This is a genomic window from Bordetella ansorpii, assembly GCF_900078705.1.
GTDB lineage: Bacteria > Pseudomonadota > Gammaproteobacteria > Burkholderiales > Burkholderiaceae_B > Bordetella > Bordetella ansorpii_A.
Genome location: NZ_FKIF01000002.1, coordinates 370,837 through 395,765 on the forward strand (window position 1 = coordinate 370,837; position 24,929 = coordinate 395,765).

At 65.0% G+C, this 24,929-nt stretch carries 25 protein-coding genes and 1 pseudogene; 10 read left to right on the forward strand and 16 right to left on the reverse strand.

All coding sequences use genetic code 11. The features are described 5' to 3' along the window. Positions 1-26: 26 nt before the first annotated feature. From A6745_RS05360 to A6745_RS05380, 5 genes are read right to left on the reverse strand one after another with little or no spacing between them, the layout of a single operon-like run. Positions 27-995, reverse strand: coding sequence for an ABC transporter ATP-binding protein (locus tag A6745_RS05360; RefSeq protein WP_082852965.1), 969 nt, complete (start codon positions 993-995; stop codon positions 27-29). A gap of 48 nt (positions 996-1,043) precedes the next feature. Then, complete coding sequence (locus tag A6745_RS05365; RefSeq protein ID WP_066124530.1) at positions 1,044-2,039, reverse strand: ABC transporter ATP-binding protein; 996 nt, start codon at positions 2,037-2,039, stop codon at positions 1,044-1,046. A 12-nt stretch (positions 2,040-2,051) separates the two neighbouring features. Further along, positions 2,052-2,954, reverse strand: a complete 903-nt coding sequence (locus A6745_RS05370; protein WP_066124532.1) for an ABC transporter permease — start codon at positions 2,952-2,954, stop codon at positions 2,052-2,054. Further along, positions 2,951-3,925, reverse strand: a complete 975-nt coding sequence (locus A6745_RS05375) for an ABC transporter permease (RefSeq protein ID WP_066124533.1) — start codon at positions 3,923-3,925, stop codon at positions 2,951-2,953. Before A6745_RS05375 ends, A6745_RS05370 begins: the two co-directional genes overlap by 4 nt. A gap of 52 nt (positions 3,926-3,977) precedes the next feature. Next, complete coding sequence (locus tag A6745_RS05380) at positions 3,978-5,582, reverse strand: ABC transporter substrate-binding protein (RefSeq protein ID WP_066124535.1); 1,605 nt, start codon at positions 5,580-5,582, stop codon at positions 3,978-3,980. Positions 5,583-5,729: 147 nt separating this feature from the next. Between A6745_RS05380 and mnmE the strand changes: the two genes are divergently transcribed. Continuing rightward, entirely contained in the window at positions 5,730-7,088 is a 1,359-nt protein-coding gene (gene mnmE / locus A6745_RS05385; protein ID WP_066124537.1) for a tRNA uridine-5-carboxymethylaminomethyl(34) synthesis GTPase MnmE, read from the forward strand. 118 nt (positions 7,089-7,206) lie between these two features. Further along, a pseudogene (gene rhuM, locus A6745_RS05390) lies at positions 7,207-7,407 on the forward strand (RhuM family protein); the annotation flags it as partial. 180 nt (positions 7,408-7,587) lie between these two features. On the opposite strand, the gene A6745_RS27650 reads toward rhuM, so the two are convergent. The 4 genes from A6745_RS27650 to A6745_RS05415 all read right to left on the reverse strand — a co-directional run bounded on the left by A6745_RS27650 (position 7,588) and on the right by A6745_RS05415 (position 11,908). Then, positions 7,588-10,074 (reverse strand): TOTE conflict system archaeo-eukaryotic primase domain-containing protein, encoded by a 2,487-nt coding sequence (locus tag A6745_RS27650; RefSeq protein ID WP_082852899.1) that lies wholly within the window; start codon positions 10,072-10,074, stop codon positions 7,588-7,590. Between the two features lie 10 nt (positions 10,075-10,084). Further along, a complete protein-coding gene (locus A6745_RS05405; protein ID WP_066124542.1) occupies positions 10,085-11,230 on the reverse strand; it encodes a hypothetical protein in 1,146 nt (381 codons plus the stop codon). A gap of 88 nt (positions 11,231-11,318) precedes the next feature. Next, the gene (locus A6745_RS05410) at positions 11,319-11,639 is read right to left on the reverse strand and encodes a type II toxin-antitoxin system RelE/ParE family toxin (protein WP_066124543.1); all 321 of its coding nucleotides are present in this window, start codon (positions 11,637-11,639) and stop codon (positions 11,319-11,321) included. A gap of 8 nt (positions 11,640-11,647) precedes the next feature. Further along, positions 11,648-11,908, reverse strand: coding sequence for a ribbon-helix-helix domain-containing protein (locus tag A6745_RS05415; RefSeq protein ID WP_066124545.1), 261 nt, complete (start codon positions 11,906-11,908; stop codon positions 11,648-11,650). Positions 11,909-11,950: 42 nt separating this feature from the next. Between A6745_RS05415 and A6745_RS05420 the strand changes: the two genes are divergently transcribed. The 3 genes from A6745_RS05420 (at position 11,951) to A6745_RS05430 (ending at position 13,889) form a co-directional block, all read left to right on the forward strand. Then, positions 11,951-12,349: a hypothetical protein gene (locus A6745_RS05420; protein WP_156513288.1), complete on the forward strand. Its 399-nt coding sequence runs from the start codon at positions 11,951-11,953 to the stop codon at positions 12,347-12,349. Positions 12,350-12,891: 542 nt separating this feature from the next. Then, a complete protein-coding gene (locus A6745_RS05425; RefSeq protein WP_066124549.1) occupies positions 12,892-13,593 on the forward strand; it encodes a Bax inhibitor 1 family protein in 702 nt (233 codons plus the stop codon). Continuing rightward, on the forward strand, positions 13,590-13,889 hold the full coding sequence (locus A6745_RS05430; RefSeq protein ID WP_066124551.1) for a hypothetical protein: 300 nt from the start codon (positions 13,590-13,592) through the stop codon (positions 13,887-13,889). Before A6745_RS05425 ends, A6745_RS05430 begins: the two co-directional genes overlap by 4 nt. Positions 13,890-13,925: 36 nt before the next feature. On the opposite strand, the gene A6745_RS05435 is transcribed toward A6745_RS05430, so the two are convergent. Further along, entirely contained in the window at positions 13,926-14,885 is a 960-nt protein-coding gene (locus A6745_RS05435; protein ID WP_197488097.1) for a radical SAM protein, read from the reverse strand. Positions 14,886-14,985: 100 nt separating this feature from the next. Between A6745_RS05435 and A6745_RS05440 the strand changes: the two genes are divergently transcribed. The 5 genes from A6745_RS05440 (at position 14,986) to A6745_RS05460 (ending at position 19,393) form a co-directional block, all read left to right on the forward strand. Next, on the forward strand, positions 14,986-15,714 hold the full coding sequence (locus A6745_RS05440; protein ID WP_066124555.1) for a GntR family transcriptional regulator: 729 nt from the start codon (positions 14,986-14,988) through the stop codon (positions 15,712-15,714). Between the two features lie 36 nt (positions 15,715-15,750). Next, complete coding sequence (locus tag A6745_RS05445) at positions 15,751-16,674, forward strand: NAD(P)-dependent oxidoreductase (protein WP_066124556.1); 924 nt, start codon at positions 15,751-15,753, stop codon at positions 16,672-16,674. Continuing rightward, positions 16,671-17,024, forward strand: a complete 354-nt coding sequence (locus A6745_RS05450) for a RidA family protein (RefSeq protein WP_066124557.1) — start codon at positions 16,671-16,673, stop codon at positions 17,022-17,024. The genes A6745_RS05445 and A6745_RS05450 overlap by 4 nt, the downstream gene beginning before the upstream one ends. A 24-nt stretch (positions 17,025-17,048) precedes the next feature. Next, positions 17,049-18,287, forward strand: coding sequence for a pyridoxal phosphate-dependent aminotransferase (locus A6745_RS05455; protein WP_066124559.1), 1,239 nt, complete (start codon positions 17,049-17,051; stop codon positions 18,285-18,287). A 110-nt stretch (positions 18,288-18,397) separates the two neighbouring features. Next, a complete protein-coding gene (locus A6745_RS05460; RefSeq protein ID WP_231885911.1) occupies positions 18,398-19,393 on the forward strand; it encodes a Bug family tripartite tricarboxylate transporter substrate binding protein in 996 nt (331 codons plus the stop codon). 123 nt (positions 19,394-19,516) lie between these two features. Here A6745_RS05460 and A6745_RS05465 read toward each other — a convergent pair whose 3' ends face one another. The 6 genes from A6745_RS05465 to A6745_RS05490 form a co-directional block, all read right to left on the reverse strand. Then, positions 19,517-20,026: a YcxB family protein gene (locus A6745_RS05465; protein ID WP_082852901.1), complete on the reverse strand. Its 510-nt coding sequence runs from the start codon at positions 20,024-20,026 to the stop codon at positions 19,517-19,519. A gap of 18 nt (positions 20,027-20,044) precedes the next feature. Further along, entirely contained in the window at positions 20,045-21,181 is a 1,137-nt protein-coding gene (locus A6745_RS05470) for a DKNYY domain-containing protein (protein ID WP_082852902.1), read from the reverse strand. Further along, positions 21,159-21,779 carry a DUF6985 domain-containing protein gene (locus A6745_RS05475; protein ID WP_066124565.1) on the reverse strand — a complete coding sequence of 207 codons (621 nt, stop codon included), beginning with the start codon at positions 21,777-21,779 and terminating at the stop codon, positions 21,159-21,161. Before A6745_RS05475 ends, A6745_RS05470 begins: the two co-directional genes overlap by 23 nt. A 126-nt stretch (positions 21,780-21,905) precedes the next feature. Further along, a complete protein-coding gene (locus A6745_RS05480; RefSeq protein WP_066124567.1) occupies positions 21,906-23,246 on the reverse strand; it encodes an amidase in 1,341 nt (446 codons plus the stop codon). Positions 23,247-23,267: 21 nt separating this feature from the next. After that, on the reverse strand, positions 23,268-23,468 hold the full coding sequence (locus A6745_RS05485; RefSeq protein ID WP_066124569.1) for a hypothetical protein: 201 nt from the start codon (positions 23,466-23,468) through the stop codon (positions 23,268-23,270). 33 nt (positions 23,469-23,501) lie between these two features. Next, complete coding sequence (locus tag A6745_RS05490; RefSeq protein ID WP_197488098.1) at positions 23,502-24,920, reverse strand: amidase; 1,419 nt, start codon at positions 24,918-24,920, stop codon at positions 23,502-23,504. Positions 24,921-24,929: the final 9 nt, after the last annotated feature.

Below are 24,929 nucleotides of genomic sequence, written 5' to 3' on the forward strand. Positions count from 1 at the left end.
CGGGTCCTTGACCGATCCATCTTAAATCATGCCGCGGGAGCGTCATTCAAATGGCAGGCGCTGAGATGGCCCGGCGCCACGCGGCGCAGCATCGGCTGCTCGGTCTTGCAGCGCGGCATGGCGTGTGGACAACGGGGATGGAACGTGCAGCCAGGCGGCGGCGCCAGCGGCGACGGCAGCTCGCCCTTGATCGGCTGGTACTGGCGCCGGCCCGCCGACAAGGTCGGCAGTTCCTTCAGCAACGCCTGCGTGTACGGATGGTTGGCGCGCGCGAACACGTCCTGCGCGCTGGCCAGTTCGACCACCCGGCCCAGGTACATGATGGCCACGCGATCCGAGATGTGGCTGACCACGCTCAGGTTGTGGCTGATGAACAGGTACGTCAGGTTCAGGTCGGCGCGCAGGCGCTCGAACAGGTTCAGCACCTGCGCCTGGATGGACACGTCCAGCGCGGCCACGGCCTCGTCGCACACGATGGCCGAGGGTTTCAGCGCCAACGCGCGAGCAATGCCGATGCGCTGGCGCTGGCCGCCCGAGAACTGGTGCGGGTAACGCTGCGCATAGGAGGGGTCCAGCCCCACCTGGCGCATCAACTCGGCCACGTACTCCGCGCGGTCGCGGCGCGCCACCAGGCCATGCACCATCGGCGCCTCGCCCACGATGTCGGCCACGCGCATGCGCGGGTTCAGCGAGGCATACGGATCCTGGAAGATCATCTGCACGCCCAGCTCGTACTGGCGCCGCTCGTCGGCCGGCAGGCCCGCGACGTTGCGGCCACGGTAATGGATGGCGCCGTCCGTCGGCCGCAGGATGCCCGCGGCGATGCGGCCCAGCGTGGACTTGCCGCAACCCGACTCGCCGACGATGCCGATCACCTCGCCGGCCGCCACGTCCAGGTCCACGCCATCGACGGCATGCACGGTCAGCGTTTTCAGGCCCGCGCCGAACAGGTTGGCGATGCGTCCGGCCACGTCGACAGGCTGCACGAAGCGCATCTGCACCTGGCGCAACGACAGCAACGCGGCGTTATGGGGGGTATCCACTTACGGCTCTCCGGGATGCCAGCAGCGCACCCAATGCGCGGGCCGGTGTTCGACGGGCTCGGGCGCCGTTTCGCAAGCCTGCGAAGCACGGGGACAGCGCGTGCGAAAGGCGCAGCCCTGCGGCAGGTTCAACAACGAAGGGGTCATGCCCGGGATCTGCGCCAGGGGCTTGCCACGCGATTCGGGCGTGGGAATCGAGGCGATCAAGCCATGCGTGTAGGGATGCAGCGGGTGGCCGATGACGTCGCCGGTGGCGCCCGTTTCCACCACGCGGCCCGCGTACATCACCGACACGCGGTCGGCCAGGCCCGCCACCACGGCCAGGTCGTGCGTGATCCAGATCAGCGCCGTGCCGGTGTCGCGGCACAGGTTCTGCATTTCGTACAGGATCTGGCCCTGGATGGTGACGTCCAGCGCGGTCGTGGGTTCGTCGGCCACGATCAGGCGCGGCTTGTTCAGCAATGCGATGGCGATGGCCACGCGTTGCCGCATGCCGCCGGACAACTGATGCGGATACGCGCGCAGCCGTTCCTGCGGCGCGGGGATGCCGACCATCGCCAAGGTCTTCAACGCGCGGTCGTGCGCCTCGGCGCGGCTGACGCCGTGGTGCGCCAGCACCGTCTCGATCATCTGCGTATCGACGCGCAACACGGGGTTGAGCGTCATCATCGGATCCTGGAAGATCATCGCGATCTCGTTGCCGCGCAGCGTGCGCCAGCGCGCGGGCGTGGCTTCCCGCAGGTCGTTGCCGGCGAAGCGGATGCTGCCTTCCACGATGCGGCCCGGCTCGTCCAGCAGGCCCATCAGGGAAAAACCCGTGATGCTCTTGCCCGAGCCGGACTCGCCGACCAGGCCCAGGATCTCGCCGCGCGCCAGCGTCAGGTCGACGCCGTCCACGGCCTTGACCACGCCGGCCCGCGTATGGAAATGCGTCTTCAGGCCGCGCACGTCCAGCACGGTGTCGGCGGCGTGGTCGTGAGCGATGGCGTTGTCCATGGCGTGCTGCCCTCAGGAAACGTGGCGCGGGTTGAGCACGTCGCGCAGGTGATCGCCCACCAGGTTGATGGCGATGATGGAGATGGCAAGCGCGATGCCGGGGAAGAACGAAATCCAGTATTGCCCGGACAACAGGTACTCGAAGCCGTTGGAGATCAGCATGCCCAGCGAGGGTTCGGTCACCGGCACGCCCACGCCCAGGAACGACAGCGTGGCCTCCAGCGCGATGGCGTGCGCCAGGTCGATGGTGGCGATGACGATCAGGGGCGGCATGCAGTTGGGCAGCACGTGGCGGAACAGGATGCGGCCCCATCCCAGCGACAGGCAGCGCGCGGCTTCCACGTATTCCTTGCCGCGCTCGACCAGCGCGGCGCCGCGCGCGGCCCGCGCGAAATAGGCCCACTGCACCACCACGAGGGCGATGATGACCTTGTCCACGCCCTTGCCCAGGATGGCCAGCAGCATCAGCGCCACCAGGATGGCGGGGAAGGACAGCTGGATGTCGACGATGCGCATCAGCAGCGCATCCACGCGGCCGCCGAAATAAGCCGCCACCAGGCCCACCGCCGCGCCGATGGCGAACGCCGCCAGCACCGACACGAAGCCCACCATCAGGCTGGTGCGCAGGCCGTACAGGATGGCCGACAGCACGTCGCGCGCCTGGCCATCGGTGCCCAGCAGATAGGTGCTGCCGGTCATGCTTTCGCCGCCCGGCGGCAGCTTGGAATCCATGATGTCCAGCGAGCCGATGTCGTAGGGATTCTGCGGCGCGATCCACGGCGCCAGCAGCGCCGAGCCGATCACCAGGATCAGCAGCGCCAGCCCCAGCGTGGCGAGCTTGCTGGCGAAGAAATCCGAGGCCAGCCTGCGCCACGGGGATTCGACGGCCGGCGTGGGAAGCGTGGTGGTCGTCATCGGCGGGTATCCAGTCGTACGCGGGGATCGAGCACGGTGTAAAGAATGTCGACCACCAGGTTCAGCATCACCAGCAGGAAGACTGTCAGCATCAGGTAGGCCACCACCACCGGACGATCCAGGTTGATGATGGAGTCGATCAGCAGCTTGCCCATGCCGGGCCACGAGAACACCGTCTCGGTGACGACGGCGAAGGCGATGACCTGGCCGTACTCCAGGCCCGACACCGTCACCACGGGAATCAGGATGTTCTTCAGCAGGTGCACGCCCAGGACGCGCCTTTCGGACAGGCCCTTGGCGCGCGCGAACTTGATGTAGTCCATGGGCAGGGATTCACGCGTGGCCGCGCGCGTCACGCGGATCACCAGCGAACACTTGGCCAGCGCGATGGTCAGCGCGGGCAGCAGCAGCCGCGACCAGCCATCCAGCGTCAGCACGCTGAGGCCGATGGGCCCCAACGCCACGGTGTCGCCCCGCCCGCTGGCCGGCAACCAGCCCAGCATCACCGCGAACACCATGATCAGCATCATGCCGACCCAGAAGTTGGGCAGCGAGAAGCCCAGCACCGAGCCCGTCATGATGGCGCGCGATCGCGCCGCCTTGGGCTTGAGGCCCGCCAGGATGCCCAGCGGCACGCCCACCAGTACCGAGATCAGCATGGCCACGGTGGCCAGCTCCAGCGTGGCCGGCATGCGCTGCAGGATCAGGCGCATGGCCGGCTCGCCGGTCAGGAAGCTGTTGCCGAAGTCGCCTTGCACCGCCTGGCCCATGAAGATCAGGTACTGGCGCCACAACGGCAGGTCCAGCCCCAGCGCGCGCCGGATGGCTTCGCGCTGCGCCTCGGTGGCCTCGGGGCTGGCCAGCATGGCGATGGGATCGCCGATCATGTAGATGCCGGCGAACACCAGGGCCGACATGACCACCATCACGACCATCGTCTGCAGCAGGCGGCGGATGATCGTGGCTAGCACGGCAACGGCCTCCTGCCGCTTCTACAGCTACAACGGATAAGCGGCACGTCGATTACTTCGCGGGGGTGACGAACTGGGCTTCGGTGGTCTGGTCCGCGCGGCCCTGATAGCGCAGGTCCGACTTCATCGCCCACACCGACAGCTCGAAATGGATGGGCAGGATGCCGTAGTCGTCGATCACCATGCCGCTGGCCTTCTGCAGCAGTTCGGAGCGCGCCTTGTCATCCATCGTGGACGAAGCCTGCGCGACCAGCTTGTCCATCTCGGGATTCGAGTAGCGGCCGCGGTTGGTGGTGCCCACGCCGCGCTTGGGGTCCGGCGTGACCAGCAGCGAGTTCAACGGGTTCGACATCTCGCCCGTCGACACCGCCCAGCCGGCCAGATAGGCGCTGAACTGATACGAATCGCGGCTCTTGAAGAACACCGGCGGCGCCAGCGCGTCCACGCTGGTCTTCACGCCGATGCGGGTCCACATCGAGGCGATGGCCTGGGCCACCTTGGCGTCGTTGATGTAGCGGCCCGACGGCGAGCCCAGCGTGATCGAGAAGCCCTCGGGATAGCCGGCTTCCTTCAGCAGCGCCTTGGCCTTTTCGACATCGGCCTTCGGGATGGCGGTGCGTTCCTTCGAGGTGCCGAACATCGGATAAGGCAGCAGGTTGGCCGCGGGCAGCGCGGCGCCGCCCATCACGCGCTGCACGATGGCGTTGCGGTCGATGGCCAGCGACAGCGCCTGGCGCACCCGCTTGTCCTTCAGCGGGTTCTTGTCGGTGCCCTGGATGCCTGGACTTTTCTCGGCGTTGAACTGGTCCATCGCCACGTAGATCATGCGCGCCGACGGCGTCTGTTCGACGAAGAGTTTCTTGTTCTCCTTCAGGCGCGCCAGGTCGTCGGTCGGGGGATCCTCGATCATGTCCACGTCGCCCGCCAGCAGCGAGGCCACGCGCGAGGCGGCGTTGGTCATGGGCCGGTAGACGATGCGGTCCCATGCGGGCTTGGGCCCCCAGTAGTTTTCATTGCGCGCCAGCACCAGTTCGGCGCCGCGCTTCCACGACACGAACTTGTACGGTCCCGTGCCGACCAGGCCGTCGCCGCTGTTCAACTCCATCGTCGTCTTGCCTTCGGGCGCCGCGCCCGACGCGGCCTTCTTCGACATGATGGGCAGTTGCGCCAGGTTCACCAGCAAGAGCGGGGAAGGCTCTTTCGTGGTGACGCGCACGGTCTGCGGATCCACGGCCTCGACCTTGTCGACCGCGCTGAGATACAGCGTGAAGGGCGACGGGCTGTTCGGCACCTTGGGCACGCGTTCATAGGTGAAGACCACGTCTTCCGCCGTGAATGGCGAGCCATCGGAGAACTTGACGCCCTTACGCAGCTTGAAGGTCCAGACCTTGCCGTCGACCGTCCACGACTCGGCCAGCGCCGGCTTCGGATTGAGCTTGGGATCGGTGTTCACCAAGCCGTCGAACATCGTGTTGGAGATCTGGATGTTGGGCGTGAGCGCGTGATACTGCGGGTCCATCGAGCTGGGCTCGGTCTTCAATCCCACCACCAGGTCTCGCGCTTGGACGGTGCCCACCGCGCCTATGCAGGTCGCACCGAATGCCATCGCCACTGCCGCCGCGCCACAGGCCAGTGCCCGTGCGAACTTGAACGCCATTGTGTTCTCCATGGTATGCCGGCTCGTGGCCGGTGATGCATGCTGAACCAGCAAAGTCCATGCCAAGTCGGTTGAGGGCAAGGCAGGGTGCCGGGCAGCAGGTATATTCCCTTATCCCCCCGGCCTTTTAAACAGAGTGTTTACCCGATGTTCCCCACCGCCCCCATCGCCGCCATCGCTACTGCTCCCGGACGGGGTGGCATTGGCGTGGTGCGCGTGTCAGGCGCCGATCTGGTGCCTGTGATGCTGTCGCTGTTCGGCCGGACGCTGACGCCGCGGCATGCGCACTACCTGCCGTTCACGGCTGCCGATGGCGAAGTGCTGGACCAGGGGATCGCGCTGTACTTCAAGGCGCCGCACTCGTACACCGGCGAGGATGTGCTGGAGTTGCAGGGGCACGGCGGTCCGGCGGTGTTGCGGCGGCTGCTGTCGCGCTGCCTGGAGGCGGCGCGCGAGCAGGGCATCCGGCTGGCCGAGCCGGGCGAGTTCACGCGGCGCGCGTTTCTCAATGATCGGATGGACCTGGCGCAGGCCGAGGCCGTGGCAGACCTGATCGATGCATCCTCTGAGGCGGCGGCGCGTGGCGCGATGGCGTCGCTGTCCGGCGACTTCTCGCGGCGCGTGGATGAGCTGGCCGAACGCATCGTGCATCTGCGCATGCTGGTGGAAGCGACGCTGGATTTTCCGGAAGAGGAAATCGACTTCCTGGAGAAGTACCAGGCGCGGCCGACGCTGGCGGCGTTGGTGGCCGATCTGGATACGCTGATCGCGCAGGCGCGCCAGGGCGTGATCCTGCGCGAGGGCTTGCATGTGGTGCTGGCCGGGCAACCCAACGTGGGGAAGTCGAGCCTGCTGAATGCGTTGGCGGGTGACGAGGTCGCCATCGTGACGCCTATTGCGGGCACCACGCGGGACAAGGTCGTGCAGGAGATCCATATCGATGGCGTGCCGCTGCACATCGTCGATACGGCGGGCCTGCGCGAGACCGAGGATACGGTGGAGAGCATCGGCATCGCGCGTACGTGGAAAGAGATCGAGCGGGCGGATGTGATCCTGCATCTGCAGGATGTCACGCGGCCGGGGGATCAGCTTGATGCGGCGATCACCGATCGGCTGCCGGCGCGCACGCCGGTGCTGGTGGTCTACAACAAGGCGGATCTGCTGGGCGATGCGGCGGGGTTTGTGGCGCCTGAAGGGTCGCTGGCGATTTCCGCGCGCGAAGGCGTGGGGCTCGATACGCTGCGCAGCGAGCTGCTGCGGTTGGCGGGGTGGAACCCCGGTGGGGAATCGCCCTGGCTGGCGCGCGAACGGCATCTGCATGCGCTGCAGGCGTCGGCGGAGCATCTGGCGATTGCCGGGGAACATGCGGAGCTGGATGATCGGGTGCTGGATCTGTTCGCCGAGGAACTGCGGCTGGCGCATGAAAGCCTGACGTCGATCACGGGGAAGTTCACCAGCGATGATCTGCTGGGGGAGATTTTTTCGAGTTTCTGTATTGGGAAGTGAGGCAGGCGTCAGGGGCGATCACTATGTGCCGCACAGATCAATCCTCTTTAAATAGTCGGATTTTTTCCTGTTGGGTGATCCGGTGATGAACCAAACCCTGTGGCTGTCGCAAAAGCTGATGGCCGAGTTGTTCGGGGTGGATGTACGTACCGTCAGCGAGCACCTGAAGAACATCTTTGCTAGCCATGAGCTCACGCCTGAGGCAACTATCTCGAAATTCCGGATAGTTCAGCGGGAAGGCCAGCGGGAGGTGTCCCGGGCGGTGGACTTCTACAACCTCGATGCCATCATTTCCTTCGGCTATCGGGTCAACTCCATACGCGCAACGCAGTTCCGCCAGTGGGCGACCGGCGTCCTGCGTGAGTTCGCCATCAAAGCTCCTGTCGGTATCGGCCACATGGCCAAAGGAGCCGCTATCTCACCCCGGCATTACCGCCGCCGCCGCAAACAATCCGAACTGCGCGCTACCCGTATTTATTGCCAGAGCAAGAAACTCGCTCTACACCGGCAACTCCAGGTTCAACTCCCCCGTTGCAACCATCTGATAACCCATTGCCTGGTAACCACGCTGGCGCCGTTCCCACATGCGCAGCAGCGAAGGGTGCCCGGCGTCGATGAAGTCGATGATACGTACGCGCTGCTTGCCCACCTGCTCTCGGTGCAAGCGACCAGCATACTGCTGCAGCGTGCCTTTCCATGAAATCGGCATCGTCAGCACCAGTGTGTCGAGCGGTGGATGGTCGAAACCTTCGCCAACCAACTTGCCACTGGCCAGCAACACACGCGGTACATCCGCATCCAATGCATTCAAGGCCGCGATCACGCTGGCGCGTTGTTTCTTCGATTGACGGCCATGCAGCAGGAACAAAGGCTGCACCCGCCCAACCAGAGCAGCATGCAATGCGTCAAGATGCTCAGTCCGCTCGGACAAGGCCAGCACCTTGCTATCCTGTGCAAAAGCGCCTGCGATTTCGTCGGCAATCGACGCGGTACGAGTCACCTCGTTAGCAAGCTGGCGGAATATGTCCTGGATGGCCGCATCTTCGGGAAACGCAGTTCGCGCCGGCAAATAGCGTGGCACACACTCCAGCATCCGGGGCGCACCAGCCGGTTTGGCAGCGGTATGGCGAATAGGGCCACATTGCATGAACAAAATGGGTTGACGGCCATCGCGCCGGATTGGTGTTGCTGTCAACCCCAGTACGTAACGGGCGCGGACACGTTTGAGAATGGCCTCAAACGACACTGCCGAGAGGTGATGGCATTCGTCGACAATGACCTGTCCGTAATTTTCCACAATGGGATTGGTTTCTCCCTGCCGATGTATGGACTGCATGACGGCGATGTCAATGCGGCCTGTCGGTTTGGACTTTCCGCCGCCGATCACGCCGACCATCTCCTTGCCGCAACCCAGGAAAGTCTGCAGACGTTCCTGCCACTGCCTGAGCAGTTCCGTGCGATGCACCAGTACCAGCGTATTGACGCCACGCCGGGCGATCAGCGCCGCGGCGGTGACGGTTTTTCCGAAGGCGGTGGGTGCGCACAGGATGCCGGTATCGAAGCGGAGCATCGCTCTGACGGCTTGCTCCTGGTCTTCACGGAGTTGGCCTGTGAACGCAACAGCAAGGGCTTGGCCGCCGCAGCGTTCGTCCCGCAGTTCGCAGCCGATAGCGTTCTCACGCAGTAGCTCGCGGACGGCGTCGAGACAACCGCGTGGCAAGGCAATATGGCGAGGGAAATTATCAGCGCAACCAATCAGGCGAGGTTTATTCCAGACCGGCAGGCGCAACGCCTGGGCTTGATGAAATTCCGGATTGGCGAACGTGGCCAGACGAATGAGCCGGTTGGACAATTCCTGCGGGAGCCCGTCCTTCCCAATGTAGATTAGATTAGCCAAAGTCAACGTGAGCGAGGCTGGCATCGCACCAAGCAAGCGTTTCCGACTCACTGCCGAACGCTTCCATGGCTCGTGCAGGTCTTCATCGGTGGCGAAGGTGACATCCAGTGGATGAGAGCCGTCGGTAGCACGCAGGGTGGCTTGCTCAATGTCGTTAGGTGCCATTGACTGCTGCGAGGCGAGAAAAGCCCACTGGTCCGGATGCGGTTGCAGAGCGTCGTCCACGAAGACACTTGCCCCTCGCTCACGAGGTATCTTCTGCAGCGGTAGGACGATCAGGTTGCCGAACCCACCTTTGGGTAGTGTGTCCTGGTTAGGAAACAAGCGATCGTAAGAGCCCAGCGACAATTGCCGCGTACGGGCACAGGTGTGGCTGATGAGCGCCGCCCCCAAGCGGCGCGCATCGCGGGCAGCGACACGTCCAGCAAAGAAGATCCAGGCATGGGCGCCATTGCCAGAGCGAGAAATTTCCAGGGCTACTGGAACATCCAGTTCACGACAGGAGTGAACGAAGGCTCGGGCATCATCACGCCAGTCCGATTCGTCGAAATCCACGGCAAGCAAATGGCAATCATCGCCTGACAGCAGTGGATAAAGGCCGATGGTATGGCGTCCCGCCAGGTGATCGAAAAGGACTTGATCGGTCAACGGCAACAGTTGCCGCTGCTGGCAGTCACCGCATTTAATGCGAGGCTTTTCGCAGACACCGGGACGCCACTCGTTGGCACAGGCGGGCGCATAACCGTTCTTGCCCGCTTTGCTTTCCCAACGGACTGGATAAACGTCGGTGCGGCCCCGAAACAACCGGCCAAAGAGCGCGACTTTCTCGTCTGTAGTGAAGAATTTCGGCCCGAAGGCCGTAGATTCTCCACCACCACAGGGCGCCTTCGGCTCCGTATGAAGACTGCCTCGCTTAACCCCGGTATAAAGGCCAGGGCTGGCGCTTTGGCTAATGGTCAACGATAAAGTTGCCGGAGACTTGGGAACCGGCGCAGGCACTTGCCAAGCAATACCGTGCGCTTCGAGCAGGACGACCAGCCGGGCGTTCTCGGCACGAAGACGGGCGAGTTCGTCGTCACGGCCAGTCATCGCCTATGCATCATCCTGACCATAAGCCCGCTTCGGTCAGGCGACGCAGCAGTGCCGCCCGCTTGGCATGAGGGACAAGGAAGCGCCGCAACTGGCGCTCGAAAGCGTCCGGCCCGGCAACCAAGGCATACCCTTCGGCGAGCACTTTCAGCAGACTGACCGTTTTTTCGTAGCCGGATGCACTTCCACGGGATGCCTGTGCGCTCGCTGCTTGCCAGTATTTGTCCGGCGTGGCCATGAGGCGGCGTAATTCGGCATCACGCTTTTGGCGACGTTCCGCCTCGCGCTTTGCATTCACCTCGGCTTCGCGAGTCCGTCTGCGTTCACCTGCCGATTGCGCCAGCTCGCGCAGTTCTGCCACTCTGCGTCGTGGAACACCCGAAGATGCCGGGTGCTGTGCCTTGAGCCAAGCAGCATAGTGAGACGTCACCTGACGTTCCGCCTCCTGGCCCCGGCCCAATACAATTGTCTTGAGCACATCCTGCATATCCGTTGTCTGCCAGGTGTCCAGCCAAGTGGAAATTGGCAGCGTTTCATCCTGCAGTGCTGTGGCTGCGGCACTGGCCATGCTGGCGGCTTCAAGCAGATCCAGATCAATTTCCAGAAATTCGACCAAGGCCTGCTGCGCTGGCGAGAGGTCTGTCAGTCCAGCAGGCACTTCCGGCTCCAGCACGTCATCGTGCAAGGCATCGCCAGCGGCCAACCAGCCCAGGTACAGAGGCCGCAAATCGCCGCGCATCAACTCATCGCGCAAGAGAATCAAGCGACGCATCCAGCCGCTGCCGTCGTCTTCGGAAAAGCGGTCATAGTCTTCGCTTTCCTCTAACGTCCAACTGAAAATCCAGTGCGCATCGGTGGTGTCAATCGACAATACAGCGGAGCGGATGAAAGCATTCAGCTCGGCCTTTCGGAAAACGGCTTTCGGCAGTCGCAACGACAAGTGGCAACTGCACCAATTGGCTGAATAAACAAAGGCATCGAAATAGCGCCGCATCCAATCAGCAGGATCGGCCTTGAGGTCGCCCCATTCATAGTGATTGGTAAAACCGCTGGGGCTAATGATCGCCCGGGTAGAAACAGCGCGCAGCTCGGCCATCTCGATACGGGTCAATGGTCTGTCAATCGCCGCGAATTCGTAGTACTGGTATTCACTCATGGTACAAGTCCGATGGACTCGGTTCTCTGTATTGCGTGATCAGCGCAATTCAGTCCAGCCTGAGCGCAAGTCTCGGACACAGCCGCACTCAAAGACCGAAGTCCTCTCGCAAGTGCCCAATCTGGTGCATCTTCTCATGCAGAATGGTCACGATACCGATGTCACCATTCGAGAGGCGGCGCCAATAGACAAAGTGCCGCTCATAACGGAAGAAATAACCATCAATGCCGAACGTGGCCGGAATAGTACGGGATACTGTCTGGTGTGTGGCAATACCCTCAAATGCCTCAAATAAACCCGTGATGTAGCGCTCGGCCTGTTGCGCCCCCCAACGCTCGTGCGTATAGCGGTAAATGTCGTCCAGCCGCCAGGATGCGGCTTCCTGAACGCGTATCTGTGCCTTGGCCATAACGGAAATCAGACCCGGTTACGCGCGATGACGTCTGCTGCCGTCAAGGGCTTGTATGACGACTCCGGCGCCGCCCAAGCGTGGGTGAGTTCAGCCTTGAGCCGCTCGAATGCAGCCGCTTCCCTGGTTTCTTTGTCACGACGAATAAGGTCCCGTACATACTCGCTGACGTTCTCGTAGTCGCCTTGCTCACCCACATTTGCGGCAACGAATTCGCTCAGAGAGCCACTGAGGCGCACTGTCATGGTAGTGGTGTTCGTGCGGGGCATGGTCAGCTCCTTGCAGTCTTGATGTCTTCAATATACTCAATAATGAATACACCAACAAGTCTGAGCGTTGCAGGACGGCGCGGAGCGCTGGAGCTTCCATCGGTTGAATCGCTGTCCGCGTGGCTCAAGCGGCCGCTGGAGTGGCAACTGGTGCACAGTGTCGGCCGGACCCAGGCCACGCGTTACTTCATTGATCCAGAACTGTTGCGCAGTCTGGACTTCTCCACGTCCACCACCCTAAAGCGCATCGAGCCGCACCGGCTCTTAGCCTTGATCGTGGAGGATGTCGGGCGCTATCCACTGACCAGAATCAGCGAGATTCACCAGCGTATTGGCGCCGAAATTCCTCGCTCGCACATCCGCCGCCTTGAGCAACTGGTCAGGGAGGGCGCACTGCATCAGGAGGGAGTTCGCAGTGGCACCCGCTATCGCCTAACTTGATTTGACTCAAAACGACGACTATCTACCAAGTCTGCGCCAAAACCATGCGCCAAACCGGCTGAAATCCCGGCTAACCCATTGTCGCGGCGAAATATTTTCTTTGGCTCGCATCTTCTGCATGACGCGAGCCTGGCAGCGCGCTTATCCGAGCGCCAGCGGCACCCTCGTTTTCGATGCGCTGGAGTCTGCCGAACCCACCAAGTGAAAGGCCGCGCAGACGCGCATACAAGGTCGGAGGTAGCCGGCATTGCACTGCCCCGCCCCCAAAGCAGTAGCATTGCCTGCACCATGGCCTCGACCCTCCACGTGCGATCACTGCCTCGTCCCGCCATACCGGACGACATCCAAGGCATCCCCGACGTCTTCATCACGCGCTGCCTGTGCTTTGGCTTCGCGGCGATGCTCCTGGTGCCGGCGGTCATGCTGACCGTCTACTTCCCGAGCGAACCCACCGGCCAGACAGGCCTCGGCATGCTGTTGCTGCTGGGCCTGCTGGTGCTGGGCCTCTACGGCATGGTCGGCTATTTCGGCGTCGCCGGCGTGTGCGCGCCGGACGTGCCTGGCTGCGCGTGGACCGGGCCGGCGTCTATGCCGGCCACGGCATCGAGCCCGGCCAGGCCGACGAATTCTCGCTGGAGTGGAAAGACATGGCCATCGATCGCAACCTGGTCTATGACGTGTCGGCCAGCTCGCCGGCGGGCGGGCGCGCCCCGGCCTCTTACCTGCGGTACTGGCGCAAGCAGCCCGATGGCAGCCTGGCGGAGGGCTCGTTGAATCTGTCCCTGGCCGTCGGCCTGCACTGCATACGGTTTAGCAATCACGATGCGCTGATGCGTGCCATCCTGCAGCACATCGCCAGCCAGCCCGGCTTGCGCATCGACGGCAACCTGTTCGCCGATGCGGGCTTCAATCCCGAGACCTGGGAAGTCCGCAAAGGCCCGCGCCGGGCGATGTGGGTGGGCACGCTGGCCATGCTGGCCATCGTCTTCGGACTGGCGAGTCTCATGATTGACTGGCCGCCCGCGGCGATCGCTCTCGGCACGCTGGTGCTCTTTGTGATCGGCATGGCCGTCTCGGTAAGCACGTGGCGCAGCACTTACGCTCACACGCAAGGCATCTTCGTCTTTGGCGAGCCCGCCGCCACGCCGCAGGCGCCCGTCGTCCAACACGCCCGGCCACGCCCCGCAGGGCCGCGCATTCAGGCCAAGGCCTCGCACATACCGCGCAAAAGGAGCCGTAAATGAAGACCTATCTACGCGTCAGTCTCGGCGTCGGCATCCTGATGATGGCCGTGTGGCTGGGCCTTTACGCCAATACCCCTTTCGCGTCCGGACGCGATGGGCAGGGGCCCTCCGAGGCGGGCATGCTGCTGTTCTTCGCGACCATCGCGCTGAGCCTGGCGCTGGCGCACGCCACCATCGTGACGCTGGGCATGTCTTTCAGCAAGCTGGTGGGACCGCTCGCGAAAGAGGGCAAGATCGGCATGGGGCTGTGCGCCGTGATGTGGATCGTGATGGCCGTGTGTTTGAACCTGGCGTGATGCCCGGGACGCGGCCCATTCACCTGCGCGGCAGCGTCACACCGTCGGTCGCACCTTGCCGGCCTTGTTCCGGCTGACCTGTTCCACTTCGAAGCCCAGCGCCATCGGCTTGCTCACCGGCGCCTGGGGCACCTTCACTTTGACGCGCGGCTGTATCCGTATCGGCTCGTCCCGGCCAGCGCCAGCGGCCTTCCACGCTGGCCGGAACCATGCGCGCAGGCTGTCCGGCACGCGCGCAAACTGCGTGGCGAACATGAATTCCCATACCTCGGCGAACCACACCCAGTCCGACCAGCGATGCGGCGTCACGTACATGGCGTTCAACAGATCCGGATCGTAGGCGAACAACTGCCGCAACGCACGCCAGTAGTGCCCGAAGCGTTCGTCCTCGAAACCCACGATGTGCGCCAGCATCGACAGGATGCCGTGCTGGCGCAGCAGGCGCACGGCCTCGCGGTCGGTCGCGGTGGTCGAGCCCTTGCGGATCGCGGCCAGGGTTTCGGGATCGGTGGTCTCCACACCCATCAGGATGCACATCAGGCCCGCGCCGCGATAGAGATGCAGCATCTCGGCGTCGCGCACCACGTCGGCCGCGCGCAGCGTGGCGAACAGGCGGATGGGCAAATGGCGCGACGCCAGTTCTTCCAGGAAAGCGCGCCACATCTTTTTGGACGAGGTCGGGTTCTCGTCCGCCAACGTGATGAAGGCGATGCCGTGCTCGCGGTGCAGGGCCTCGATCTCGTCCACCACCAGCTTCGGCGAGCGATGCCGCCAGCGCTCCCAGAATTGATATTGCCCGCAATAGTTGCACTGGTGCGGACAGCCGCGCGAGAACTGCACGATGGCGGCGCGGCCCAGGCCGAAGCACTGATAGCGGTCCCAGTCGTCGATCAGCTCCCAGCCCACGCGCCAATCGTCCAGCGCGCGAAGGGCCGGATCGACGGACTTGGCAGTGGCCAGCGTGGCGACCGCCACACAGCGGATGCCGCCTAGCACGCACGGGAAATCCCTAGGATTCAGGGTCGCAACGAAGTGTATACACTAAGGCTTCGCTAAGTGTATACAGACACGCATACAACTCCTGCCCCGCTCCGCCATGCCTGCCCCCGCCCCCTCCGCCGCCCCGGTCTATGACCGCATCAAAGCGATGGCCGCTACCTTCCGGTTGCGGCCAGGCGAGCGCGTGAACGAGGTCGAACTGGCGCGCCTCTTGGGCGTCAGCCGCACCCCGGTGCGCGAAGCGCTGAACCGCATCGCCGCCGAGGGCTTCCTGGTGGCCACGCCCAACCGGGGCTACTCGGCCCGGCCGCTGGACGCCAGGCAAATCCTGGACCTGTACGAGTACCGCGCCACGGTCGAACTGGGCCTGGTGCGCCTGGTGTGCGCGCGCGCCACCGACGAGCAACTGCGCGAGCTGGCCGATTTCACCGAGCAAAGCCGCGACACGCCGGAAACGGACGACCAGGCGCTGCACCTGCTGGAGCGCGACGAGGCCTTCCATGAACGGCTGGCGCGCCTGGCCGGCAACGACGAGTTCCTGCGCTCGGTGCGCTCGCTGAACGAACGCATCCGCTTCGCCCGCTGGCTGGACCTGAAGTCGCGCCGCTTCGCCACCCGCAACGACCATCCCGAGATCGTGCGCGCGCTGCAGGCGCGCGACCTCGAACGCGTGGAAGCGCTGATGCGCGGCCACATCAGCCATCACCTGGATCACGTCATCGAACTGATCCGGGCCGGCTACGCCGAGATCTACATGGGCAACGCACTGGCCGACTTCGCCGAGACACGGCTGGCCGCCGGCGCGCCGCCCCCCTGTACGCCCTGATCCCTTTTTCATCCGCCAAGACGAGACAACCGCCCCATGAAAGCCTGCTTCATCGACGCCAACCCCACGCTGGCCCAAGTGGCCGAACGCCTGCATCTGCCCGCCGACCTGCCGCTGACGATCAACCGCCAGCCGGACATCACACCGGACCAGATTCCCGCGGCGCTGGGTGACCACGAGATCATGATCGTCGACCACACCCACCTGCCCACCGACATCGCGCGCGCCTGCAAGCAGTTGAAGCACGTGGTGTTCCTGGGCACGGGTCCGCGTTCGTACATGAATCCCGAGGAACTGGCCGAGATCGGCATCGAGGTGCACGTCATCAAGGGCTATGGCGACACCGCCGTGGCCGAATGCGCCTTCGCGCTGATGTGGGCGTCGGCCAAGGGCTTCGCCAGGATGGACCGCGCGATGCGCGCCGGCAACTGGCTGCGTTCGGATGCCGTGCAGATCACCGGCAAGACGCTGGGCCTGGTGGGCTTCGGCGGCATCGCCGCCGAGATGGCGCGCCTGGCCATCGGCGCCGGCATGAAGGTCATCGCCTGGAACCGCAGCCCCAAGTCGCATCCCGGCGTGGAATTCGTGTCGCTGGAAGACGTGCTGGCGCAAAGCCACGTGGTGTCGATGCACCTGCTGCTGACCGACGAGACGCGCGGCCTGATCTCGCGCGAACGCATCGCGCAGATGCGCGACGGCGCCATCCTGGTGAACACCGCGCGCGGCGCGCTGGTCGACGAGGAAGCGATGATCGACGCCCTGAATTCGGGCAAGCTGCTGCACGCCGGCCTGGACGTGTTCGCCATCGAACCCATGCCCAAGGATCATCCGCTGACCAAGCTGGAGAACGTGACCCTGTCGGCCCACTCGGCCTTCCGCACGCCCGAGGCCAGCGACAACCTGGTGCAGGCCGCACTGAACCACTGCCGCCGCGTGTCGGGCATCGGAGCCCAGCAATGAGCGCGCCCATCACCCGCCTGGACCAGAACGCGCGCCGCTCGCGCGCGGTGATCCACAACGGCACCGTGTACCTGGCCGGCCACACGGCCGACGATCGCAGCGCCGACATCCAGGGCCAGACCCGCCAGGTGCTGGCCAAGGTCGACGAGATGCTGGCGGCCGCCGGCACCGACAAATCGAAAGCCTTGAACGTGACCATCTGGCTGTCGTCGATGGCGCACTTCGCCGGCATGAACGAGGTGTACGACAAGTGGATCGTGCCCGGCCAGGCGCCCGCGCGCTGCTGCGGCGCCATCGAGCTGGCCGCGCCGGACATCCTGGTCGAGATCATGGTCACGGCGGCGCTTTGATTTTCCTATCTGGAATGCAACGAGATGTCTGAACAGAACACTCCCACGAATGAGGCCCCGGTCCTTCGGCGAGCACGGCGAATCTCCGCCATCGAAGTCTCCGGCATCCTGCGCATCGGCGCGCAGGCCGCGCGCATGAAGCGCGAAGGCCGCGACGTGATCGTGCTGGGCGCGGGCGAACCCGACTTCGACACGCCGCAGAACGTGAAGGAAGCCGGCAAGCGCGCCATCGACGCGGGCGACACCAAGTACACGCTGCTGGATGGCACGCTGGCGCTGAAGGCCGCCATCTCGCGCAAGTTCAAGCGCGAGAACGGCCTGGAATACGGCGCCGACGAAATCACCGCCAGCGCCGGCGCCAAGCAGGTCATCCACAACGCGCTGATGGCCACGCTGGACGATGGCGATGAAGTCGTGGTGGGCACGCCGTACTGGGCTTCGTACGCCGACATGATCACCATTGCCGGCGGCAGGACGGTGCAGGTGGCCTGCCTGGAAGAGAACGGTTTCCGCCTGCTGCCGCAGGACCTGGAAGCCGCCATCACGCCGCGCACGCGCTGGCTGATGCTGAACTCGCCGTCCAATCCCACGGGCGCCGCCTATGGCCGCGAACACCTGCAGGCGCTGGCCGAGGTGCTGCTGCGCCATCCGCACGTGTGGATCATCGCCGACGACATCTACGAACACCTGATGTACGACGGCTTCGAGTTCACCACGCTGGCGCAGGTCGAGCCACGCTTGAAGAATCGCACGCTGACGGTCAACGGCCTGTCCAAGGCCTATGCCATGACGGGCTGGCGCCTGGGTTATGCCGGCGGCCCGCGCGAGCTGATCGCCGCGATGGCCGTGGTGCAGAGCCAGAGCACGTCCAACCCGTCGTCGGTCACGCAGGTTGCCGCGATCGAGGCGCTGGACGGCCCGCAGGACGTGCTGGCCGAGCGCCGCGAATCGTTCCGCGAGCGCCGCGACCTGGTGGTGGACGCGCTGAACGCCATTCCCGGCATCCGCTGCCGCCGTCCCGAAGGCGCCTTCTACACGTACGCCAGTTGCGCCGGCGTGCTGGGCCGCCGCACGGCCAAGGGCGAGGAACTGGAGACCGACACGGACTTCTGCCGTTACCTGCTGGAAGAGCATGACGTGGCTGTGGTGCCCGGCACGCTGTTCGGCCTCGCGCCGTACTTCCGCATCAGCTACGCCACGTCGAAGGCGCAGCTGGAAACCGCCATGGCGCGCATCGCGCGCGCGGTGGCGGCCTTGCAGTAAACATGCCCGCCGCCGCACCGCGCGGGACCTGCGGGGCGGCGGTCGGCGAACCGAACAACACGCAGTACGGCGTTTTGCCAATCGCGCACTTACAAGGGGAAAAAACCATCATGATGATGCGTTCGATCACGATTGCAGTACTTGCTCTGTCCACCACGATGGCCGCCACGGCGCATGCGGAAGATGCCGCCAAGTGGCCCACCCGCGCCATCACCATCGTGGGCGGCTTTCCCGGCGGCGCCGGCACCGATCTCTATGCACGCAAGCTGGGCGAAGGCCTGACCAAGGAACTGGGCGTGCCCATCGTGGCCGACAACCGCACGGGCGCGGGCGGCAACGTCGCCTCGGACATGGTGTCGCGCGCGAATCCCGACGGCTACACCTTCCTGCTGGGCACGGCCGGCACGCATGCCATCAACGCGGCGCTGTACAAGACGCTGCCGTTCGACGTGCAGAAGGATTTCACCCACATCGCGCTGCTGGGCGACGTGCCCAACGTGCTGCTGGTCAATCCCAAGAAGCATCCCGACATCAAGACCTGCGGCGATCTGGTCAAGCTGGCGAAGGCCAACCCGGGCAAGTTGAACTATGCCTCGACCGGCAACGGGGCATCGGGCCACCTGGCCGGCGCGCAATTCACCAATGGCGCCAAGATCGACGTTCCGCACGTGCCGTACCGCGGTCAGGGTCCGGCAATGACCGCGCTGCTGTCGGGCGAAGTCGACTTCTTCTTCAACCAGAGCGCGCCTTCCGTGCCGGCCGTGAAGGCAGGGCAGGTGGTCGCGCTGGGCGTGACGACGGCCAAGCGCATCAAGGCGCTGCCCGACGTGCCGACGGTGGCCGACGCATGCAACATCCCCGGCTATGAAAGCAGCACGTGGTATGGCCTGTTCGGACCGGCCAAGCTGTCGCCCGAGATCCAGAAGCGCATGAGCGCGGCGGTGATCAAGGTGATCAGCACGCCGGAATTCCGCGCATGGCTGGAAGACCTGCAAGGCATCGCGCCCCCGGCCGATCCCAGCATCGCGGCCTTCGAACGCATCCACAAGGCCGACATCGCCCGTTGGGCCAAGGTGGTCGAACAGTCGGGCGCCAAGGTCGACTGATGTTCGTGCGAGCGGTGCTTGCCATGGCGCGAGCACCGCTTTCTTGTTCCGGACACCACGCCGCAGTACCGTCCTCTTCAGGCCTGGCGCCGCGCCAACTGCGCCAGGGTGGCGGAACGCCGATCAATCCTCCGATGCGGACACCTTGCCGCGCAACCATTCCAGATCGGCGGCGTCGATGCCTTGCAAAGGCAGGGTGTTGAACTGGTTGGGCCCCATGAACAGCATCCAATAGCCTGGCCGCTCCCAGATCTCGGTCAGCGCAGACCATGCGATGAGGCCCGATCCCAGTCCGGACGCGATCGCCAGTCCGTCTTCCTGAAACGTGAAGCTCGCCGCAGGCGACGGCATGCGCCGTAGCTTGCCGACGCTGTTGCGATAGTGGGCGACCCAGCCTGCCGCCACGAAGAAGATCGGCATCATGGACGCTACGAGCATCACCCCTACCGTCCAGTCGTGCATGCCCCTGAGCAGCATGAAAATGCTCACGACGAAAATGACCAGCGCCGTCAGCCACCAGCTCCTTTCTTCACGCACGAGCCGCCGCATGACGTAGGTGCGCACGGCGTCACGCACCATTGCCTCGTCGTAGACCACCTCATAGACGCGCGGTGCTCTCGTTGTATGGTTCATCGTGAGTTCCCGAAAGGGTCAGCGCGCGCACGCCATGTCGTGCCACCACCAATCCCGCAGATCGGTATGGAACTCGAAGAAGGCCTTCCAGACCTCGAAGGCCTCTTCGGACGGCACCGGCTTGCCGTATCTGTATGCACGCAAGCGGTCCACCGCGCAGTAATGCATGCCAGGATGCGGTTCGCCTGGAACCGGCACCCGAAAGGTCGCGGCATCCGCGTCCTCGATCAGCAGCTTGGCGTCGTGGAACCACACCTGCACGCCATCGGTGCCGTAGCCATTGCCCAGGTCACGGAACGAGGGACGCGCGCCACGCAATCGCGCGCCATAGAAATAGACGTGTTCGGCATCGCGCGCGAAGACGCTGGTCTTGTACAGCGGGTCCTGGCTGATGTCGCGGAAGTTCAGGCGCACCTCGGGCACGATCTCGAAGCGGTCCACGCTCTTCGTACGCAGCGTCTTGCCGGTGATGTAGTAGCCATTGAACGCGTCCTTCGCGTAGCGCAGATTCAATGCCTGGAAGGTGGCGGGGTCGGCCCCATTGACCACATACCAGTACACGCGCCCGCCAGGTCCGCCAAGCTCGCCTTGCCCATAGATGTGCGCGCCATCCTTCAGCCATCGTCCACCCAGCCATTCGAACGTGGCGATGTCCACATCCAATGGCTGGCGATCCTTGGTGGCAAGAGGCTTGCCGAGAAAATAGACGTGTTCGCCGTCATGGCTGTAGAAGCAAAGCGTCATCTCGGGATGCGTGGCGATGTGCACGGCCGTCCACGGCACGTTGGCGAATGGACCGATATGCGGCTTGGCCCATACGGCGGGACGCACGTCGCGCACGAAGGCTTCCAGCGTGGCGTTCACGGGGTCTGAGAGGCGCCAGCGCGGACCGGTCACGCGCGCCAGGATGTCGGCCTCGTCGTCGCTGCCGAAGTAGTCCTGGTAGCCGAAATCGAATCGGCCCAGGTAGTCGTAGGCCTTGTGCAGCGCCATCCATTGCGCCTCCGAGAGGTCCAGCAGCGGCAGCACGTCGTCCAGCGCGCGGCCCGTGGCCATGAAGAAACTCGCGGCGACGTAGACGTCGAAAGGAATGACGGGGCCAGGCCCGGCGGGCGGCACGGCCTTCTTCGATCTAGCCACCCTGGTCCTGCGCATGACGCGCCGCGATCCACGACAGTACCGCGGTATCGGCTCCTCCGCGCTCGACGACCTCGGTGCCGCACAGCATCAGGCCGTAGCCGTGTTCCGGCTCCCACGCGCAGCGAAAGCCCACGCCGATGTAGGGCGCATGGCCGGCGACGGGTGGCAGGTTGATGGTCTCCAGCCAGACAAGGGACGATGCCATTGCGGCATCCCATTGCCTGGGCAGCCTGAAGTCGTCATCGCCCAGAACGACGGCATTCTCGATGTCACGCAGCCTTGGCAGATCGGCCACCAAGGTATCGAGCACGACCTGGGTGAAGTCGGCATCGTGAGCCAGCAGCCAGCGCGCGGCGTCCAGCATGACGGGATCGGGCGCGTCGCCCGCGCCGTCGTCGTTCTCGAGGTCGATGGGGATCTCGCCTTCATCGGCGATGTCGAAGCCCGGCGCGCGGCCGAACCACGGGCCGGGCGGCCGGCGCAGCGCCGCGGCGGCGCGCGGCATGGGCAGTGCGGAAGTCCAGCTGACCCACGTGTCGCCCGCGGCGAACAACGTGGGCAGGCCGGGCACATCGAGGGGACGGCGGTTGCTGCCCAGGCGTTCCAATCTCATCGGCGGTCTCGTCATGGCTGCCGCGAGGCGCGGCGTGTTCACGGCGCAATGCCGGGCCATTCTAGCAACCGCGAACGGCCTGCCCGTGTTGCGGACAGGCCGTCCTTGCAACCAATCGTACCGACGTTACGCCATCGCGGGCGCGTCCACCTTGAGCGGCGTCAGCTTGCCGTTCTGCTGCACGTGGATGGCCGGCGCGCATGCCAGCGCGATCTCCAGCAATTGGGAATCGGAGTAGCGCGGGCCCACCAGCTGAATGCCCAGGGGCAACGCGCGCGCGCTGACGCCGACGGGAATCCCCACGCAGGGTACGTTCAGCAGCGTCCACATCGCGTTGAACACGGGGTTGCCGGAGGACGCCAGGCCCTCGGGCGCTTCCCCCGGCGAGGACGGCGTCAGCACCACGTCCAGGCTGGCGCCGAACTGGCTGTCGAACAGGCGGCGGCATTCGGCGGCCAGGTCGTAGGCGCCGACCAGCCTGGCCGGCGTGATCCTGGTCGAGTTGTCCACGATGTCCAGGAAGTGCTGGGCCAGCATGTGGCGCTTCGGGCCAAGCACTTCGGGCAGGAAGGCGCCACGGCCTTCGCCGCGCATCACGATCTGCTGCGCATCGTCCAGGCGCGCGAAAGGCTCGGGCAACGTGATCTCGGTGACGATGGCGCCGGCGGCCTCCAGGCGGCGGCCGGCTTCGAACAACGCCTCGCGGGCATACGCATCGGCCAGCTCCCATGCGGGCGAACGGTACAGGCCGACCTTCAGGCCCTTCAACGGCACGGGCTTGGCGTATTCGGCATCCAGCAGGCGGAACTCGCGTGCCACCAGTTGCAGGTCTTCCACGCTGCGGCCATACCAGCCGATGGTGTCCAGCGTGTGCGAGTAGTTCTTGGCGCCTTCGCGGCTGACGGCGCCGTGCGTGGGCTTGATGCCGTAGATGCCGTTGAACGCGGCGGGACGGATGTGCGAACCGCCGGTCTGCGTGCCGAACGCCAACTGCACCTGCTTGTCGCCCACGGCCGCGCCCGAGCCCGACGACGAGCCGCCCGGCGTATGCGCGGGGTTGTGCGGATTGCGTGAAGCCGCCATGCGGCCGCCAGAGGCGAATTCGACGGTGTCGGTCTTGCCGAGCACCAGCGCGCCGCTGTGGCGCACCACGGCCACGCAGGCGGCGTCCTGGCCACTCTGGTGATCGATGTAAAGCGGCGAATTCTGCTGCGTGGGCATGTCCACGGTCTGGATCACGTCCTTCACGCCGAACGTCAACCCGTGCAGCGGACTGATGGCAGGCGTCTTGTCCAGCTCGCGCGCGCGGCGGATGACCTTGTCCTGGTCCAGATAGCTCCAGGCGCGCACGACGGGGTCGCGCTCCTCGATGCGGGCCAGCGTGGAGCGGGCCAGCTCTTCGCAGGACAGTTTCCTGGCGGCGATCAGCGCCGAGGCTTCGGTGGCGGTCAACTCATAGGGTTGCATGGCGGTTCCTTGTGGCGTGGGTTACTCGACGGGCATCTTGAAAGTCAGCGCGGGCTCGCAATCCTTGGTCGGCATGCGCGCGATGTCCATGCCGGTCTGCGATACGTTGGCGGACAGCTCGTGCATGCGCTTGATCAGCGGCTCGGGCAGCGACAGGCCGAAGCGGCGGCAATGCGCGGCGATCTCTTCGGCGGTCCAGAGTTCTTTGGGTGGGGTAGGCATGGCGAAACGATCTCCAGGAATGGACGACGGGGGCTACAGCGCCGGGCGCCTGTCGCGCCACGGCGTGGCGCGTTCGTAGGCGCGGGCAACCTTGAATACGGTGGCTTCGTCGAACCAGCGGCCGACGACCTGCGCATTGGTGGGCAGGCCGTCGGCGTCGAAGCCGGTGCATACCGTCATGGCCGGATGGCCCGAGGCGTTGAAGGGCGGGCACACGTTCTGGCTGGTGAACGTGCGCAGCACGTCGTTGTCCGCGAACCTGGGCGCGACGTGGAACGCACACGGCGCAATCAAGGCATCGACGCTGCGCACCAACTGGTCGGTGGCGTCGGCCAGTTCGCGGCGGCGGCGCTGCGCGGCCAGGTAGTCGACCGCGCGCGTCATGAAGCCGGACATCAGCTTGTCGCGCAGCGCGAACCCCATGTCGGCGCCGCGCTTCATCAGGTCGTCCTCGTGGATCGTCATGGACTCGGTCCAGTTGATCACCGACGTGACCTTGCGGTACTCATGGATGGGCGCGGGCAGCGTCACCTCGATCACGCGCGCGCCCTCGGCCAGCAGCACGCGCACCATGTCTTCCAGGCCTTCGCGGTTGGCGGGTTCGAGATGCCCGCCTTCCGCGCCGAAGTCGCGTATGACGCCGATGGTCATGCCGCGCACGCCATCTTCCAGGCCCGCCAGATAGTCGGGCACGGCGCGGTCGCCGGACGCGGGATCGCGGCTGTCGTGGCCGGCCACGGCGCGCAGCACGATGGCGCTGTCTTCCACCGTCCACGTCAACGGGCCCGGCGTGTCCATCGAATAGCAGTTGGGCAGGATGCCGTGGCGGCTGATCAGGCCATACGTCGGCTTCATGCCCTGCAGGCCGCACGCGGCGGCCGGCAGGCGCACCGATCCGGTGGTGTCCGATCCCATGGCGATCATCGCGGTGCCCGCCGCCACCGACGCGCCCGCGCCGGTGGACGAGCCGCCCGTGAAGCGGTCCAGGGCCCACGGATTGCAGGCGGGGTCGAACGGCAGGTCGAAGTACACGCCGCCGTTGCCGGTGCCGTATTCCCAGGTGTTCAGCTTGCCCAGCATCACCGCGCCCGCGCCGTCGAGCTTCTCGACCACGGCGGCATCGTGGCCGGGCACGAAGTCCATCAACAGGCGCGAGGCCGCGCAGGTGCGCACGCCGCGCGTGTAGTAGTTGTCCTTCACCGCATACGGAATGCCGTGCAGCGGGCCACGCCAGCGGCCCGCCATGATGTCCGCTTCGGCGCGGCGGGCCGCGTCGCGCGCGGCGTCGGCGGTCACCAGCAGATAGCTTTTCACGCGGCCATCGACGGCCTCGATGCGCGACAGGAATGCATCCAGCAGTTCGACGGGAGACAGCTTGCGGGCCTGCATCAGGCGGCCCGCATCGCCCGCGGTCAGGTGAAAGAGTTCGGCGTCCATATCTCGGGTTCCCATGAGGATGCC

Coding starts and splice junctions, on each gene's coding strand:
- A6745_RS05360 (WP_082852965.1), bottom strand. CDS start 995: ATGCGCTTCGTGCAGCCTGTCGACGTGGCCGGACGCATCGCCAACCTG.
- A6745_RS05365 (WP_066124530.1), bottom strand. CDS start 2,039: ATGGACAACGCCATCGCTCACGACCACGCCGCCGACACCGTGCTGGAC.
- A6745_RS05370 (WP_066124532.1), bottom strand. CDS start 2,954: ATGACGACCACCACGCTTCCCACGCCGGCCGTCGAATCCCCGTGGCGC.
- A6745_RS05380 (WP_066124535.1), bottom strand. CDS start 5,582: ATGGCGTTCAAGTTCGCACGGGCACTGGCCTGTGGCGCGGCGGCAGTG.
- mnmE (WP_066124537.1), top strand. CDS start 5,730: ATGTTCCCCACCGCCCCCATCGCCGCCATCGCTACTGCTCCCGGACGG.
- A6745_RS27650 (WP_082852899.1), bottom strand. CDS start 10,074: ATGACTGGCCGTGACGACGAACTCGCCCGTCTTCGTGCCGAGAACGCC.
- A6745_RS05405 (WP_066124542.1), bottom strand. CDS start 11,230: ATGAGTGAATACCAGTACTACGAATTCGCGGCGATTGACAGACCATTG.
- A6745_RS05410 (WP_066124543.1), bottom strand. CDS start 11,639: ATGGCCAAGGCACAGATACGCGTTCAGGAAGCCGCATCCTGGCGGCTG.
- A6745_RS05415 (WP_066124545.1), bottom strand. CDS start 11,908: ATGCCCCGCACGAACACCACTACCATGACAGTGCGCCTCAGTGGCTCT.
- A6745_RS05420 (WP_156513288.1), top strand. CDS start 11,951: ATGAATACACCAACAAGTCTGAGCGTTGCAGGACGGCGCGGAGCGCTG.
- A6745_RS05430 (WP_066124551.1), top strand. CDS start 13,590: ATGAAGACCTATCTACGCGTCAGTCTCGGCGTCGGCATCCTGATGATG.
- A6745_RS05440 (WP_066124555.1), top strand. CDS start 14,986: ATGCCTGCCCCCGCCCCCTCCGCCGCCCCGGTCTATGACCGCATCAAA.
- A6745_RS05445 (WP_066124556.1), top strand. CDS start 15,751: ATGAAAGCCTGCTTCATCGACGCCAACCCCACGCTGGCCCAAGTGGCC.
- A6745_RS05450 (WP_066124557.1), top strand. CDS start 16,671: ATGAGCGCGCCCATCACCCGCCTGGACCAGAACGCGCGCCGCTCGCGC.
- A6745_RS05455 (WP_066124559.1), top strand. CDS start 17,049: ATGTCTGAACAGAACACTCCCACGAATGAGGCCCCGGTCCTTCGGCGA.
- A6745_RS05460 (WP_231885911.1), top strand. CDS start 18,398: ATGATGATGCGTTCGATCACGATTGCAGTACTTGCTCTGTCCACCACG.
- A6745_RS05465 (WP_082852901.1), bottom strand. CDS start 20,026: ATGAACCATACAACGAGAGCACCGCGCGTCTATGAGGTGGTCTACGAC.
- A6745_RS05470 (WP_082852902.1), bottom strand. CDS start 21,181: ATGCGCAGGACCAGGGTGGCTAGATCGAAGAAGGCCGTGCCGCCCGCC.
- A6745_RS05475 (WP_066124565.1), bottom strand. CDS start 21,779: ATGAGATTGGAACGCCTGGGCAGCAACCGCCGTCCCCTCGATGTGCCC.
- A6745_RS05480 (WP_066124567.1), bottom strand. CDS start 23,246: ATGCAACCCTATGAGTTGACCGCCACCGAAGCCTCGGCGCTGATCGCC.
- A6745_RS05485 (WP_066124569.1), bottom strand. CDS start 23,468: ATGCCTACCCCACCCAAAGAACTCTGGACCGCCGAAGAGATCGCCGCG.
- A6745_RS05490 (WP_197488098.1), bottom strand. CDS start 24,920: ATGGGAACCCGAGATATGGACGCCGAACTCTTTCACCTGACCGCGGGC.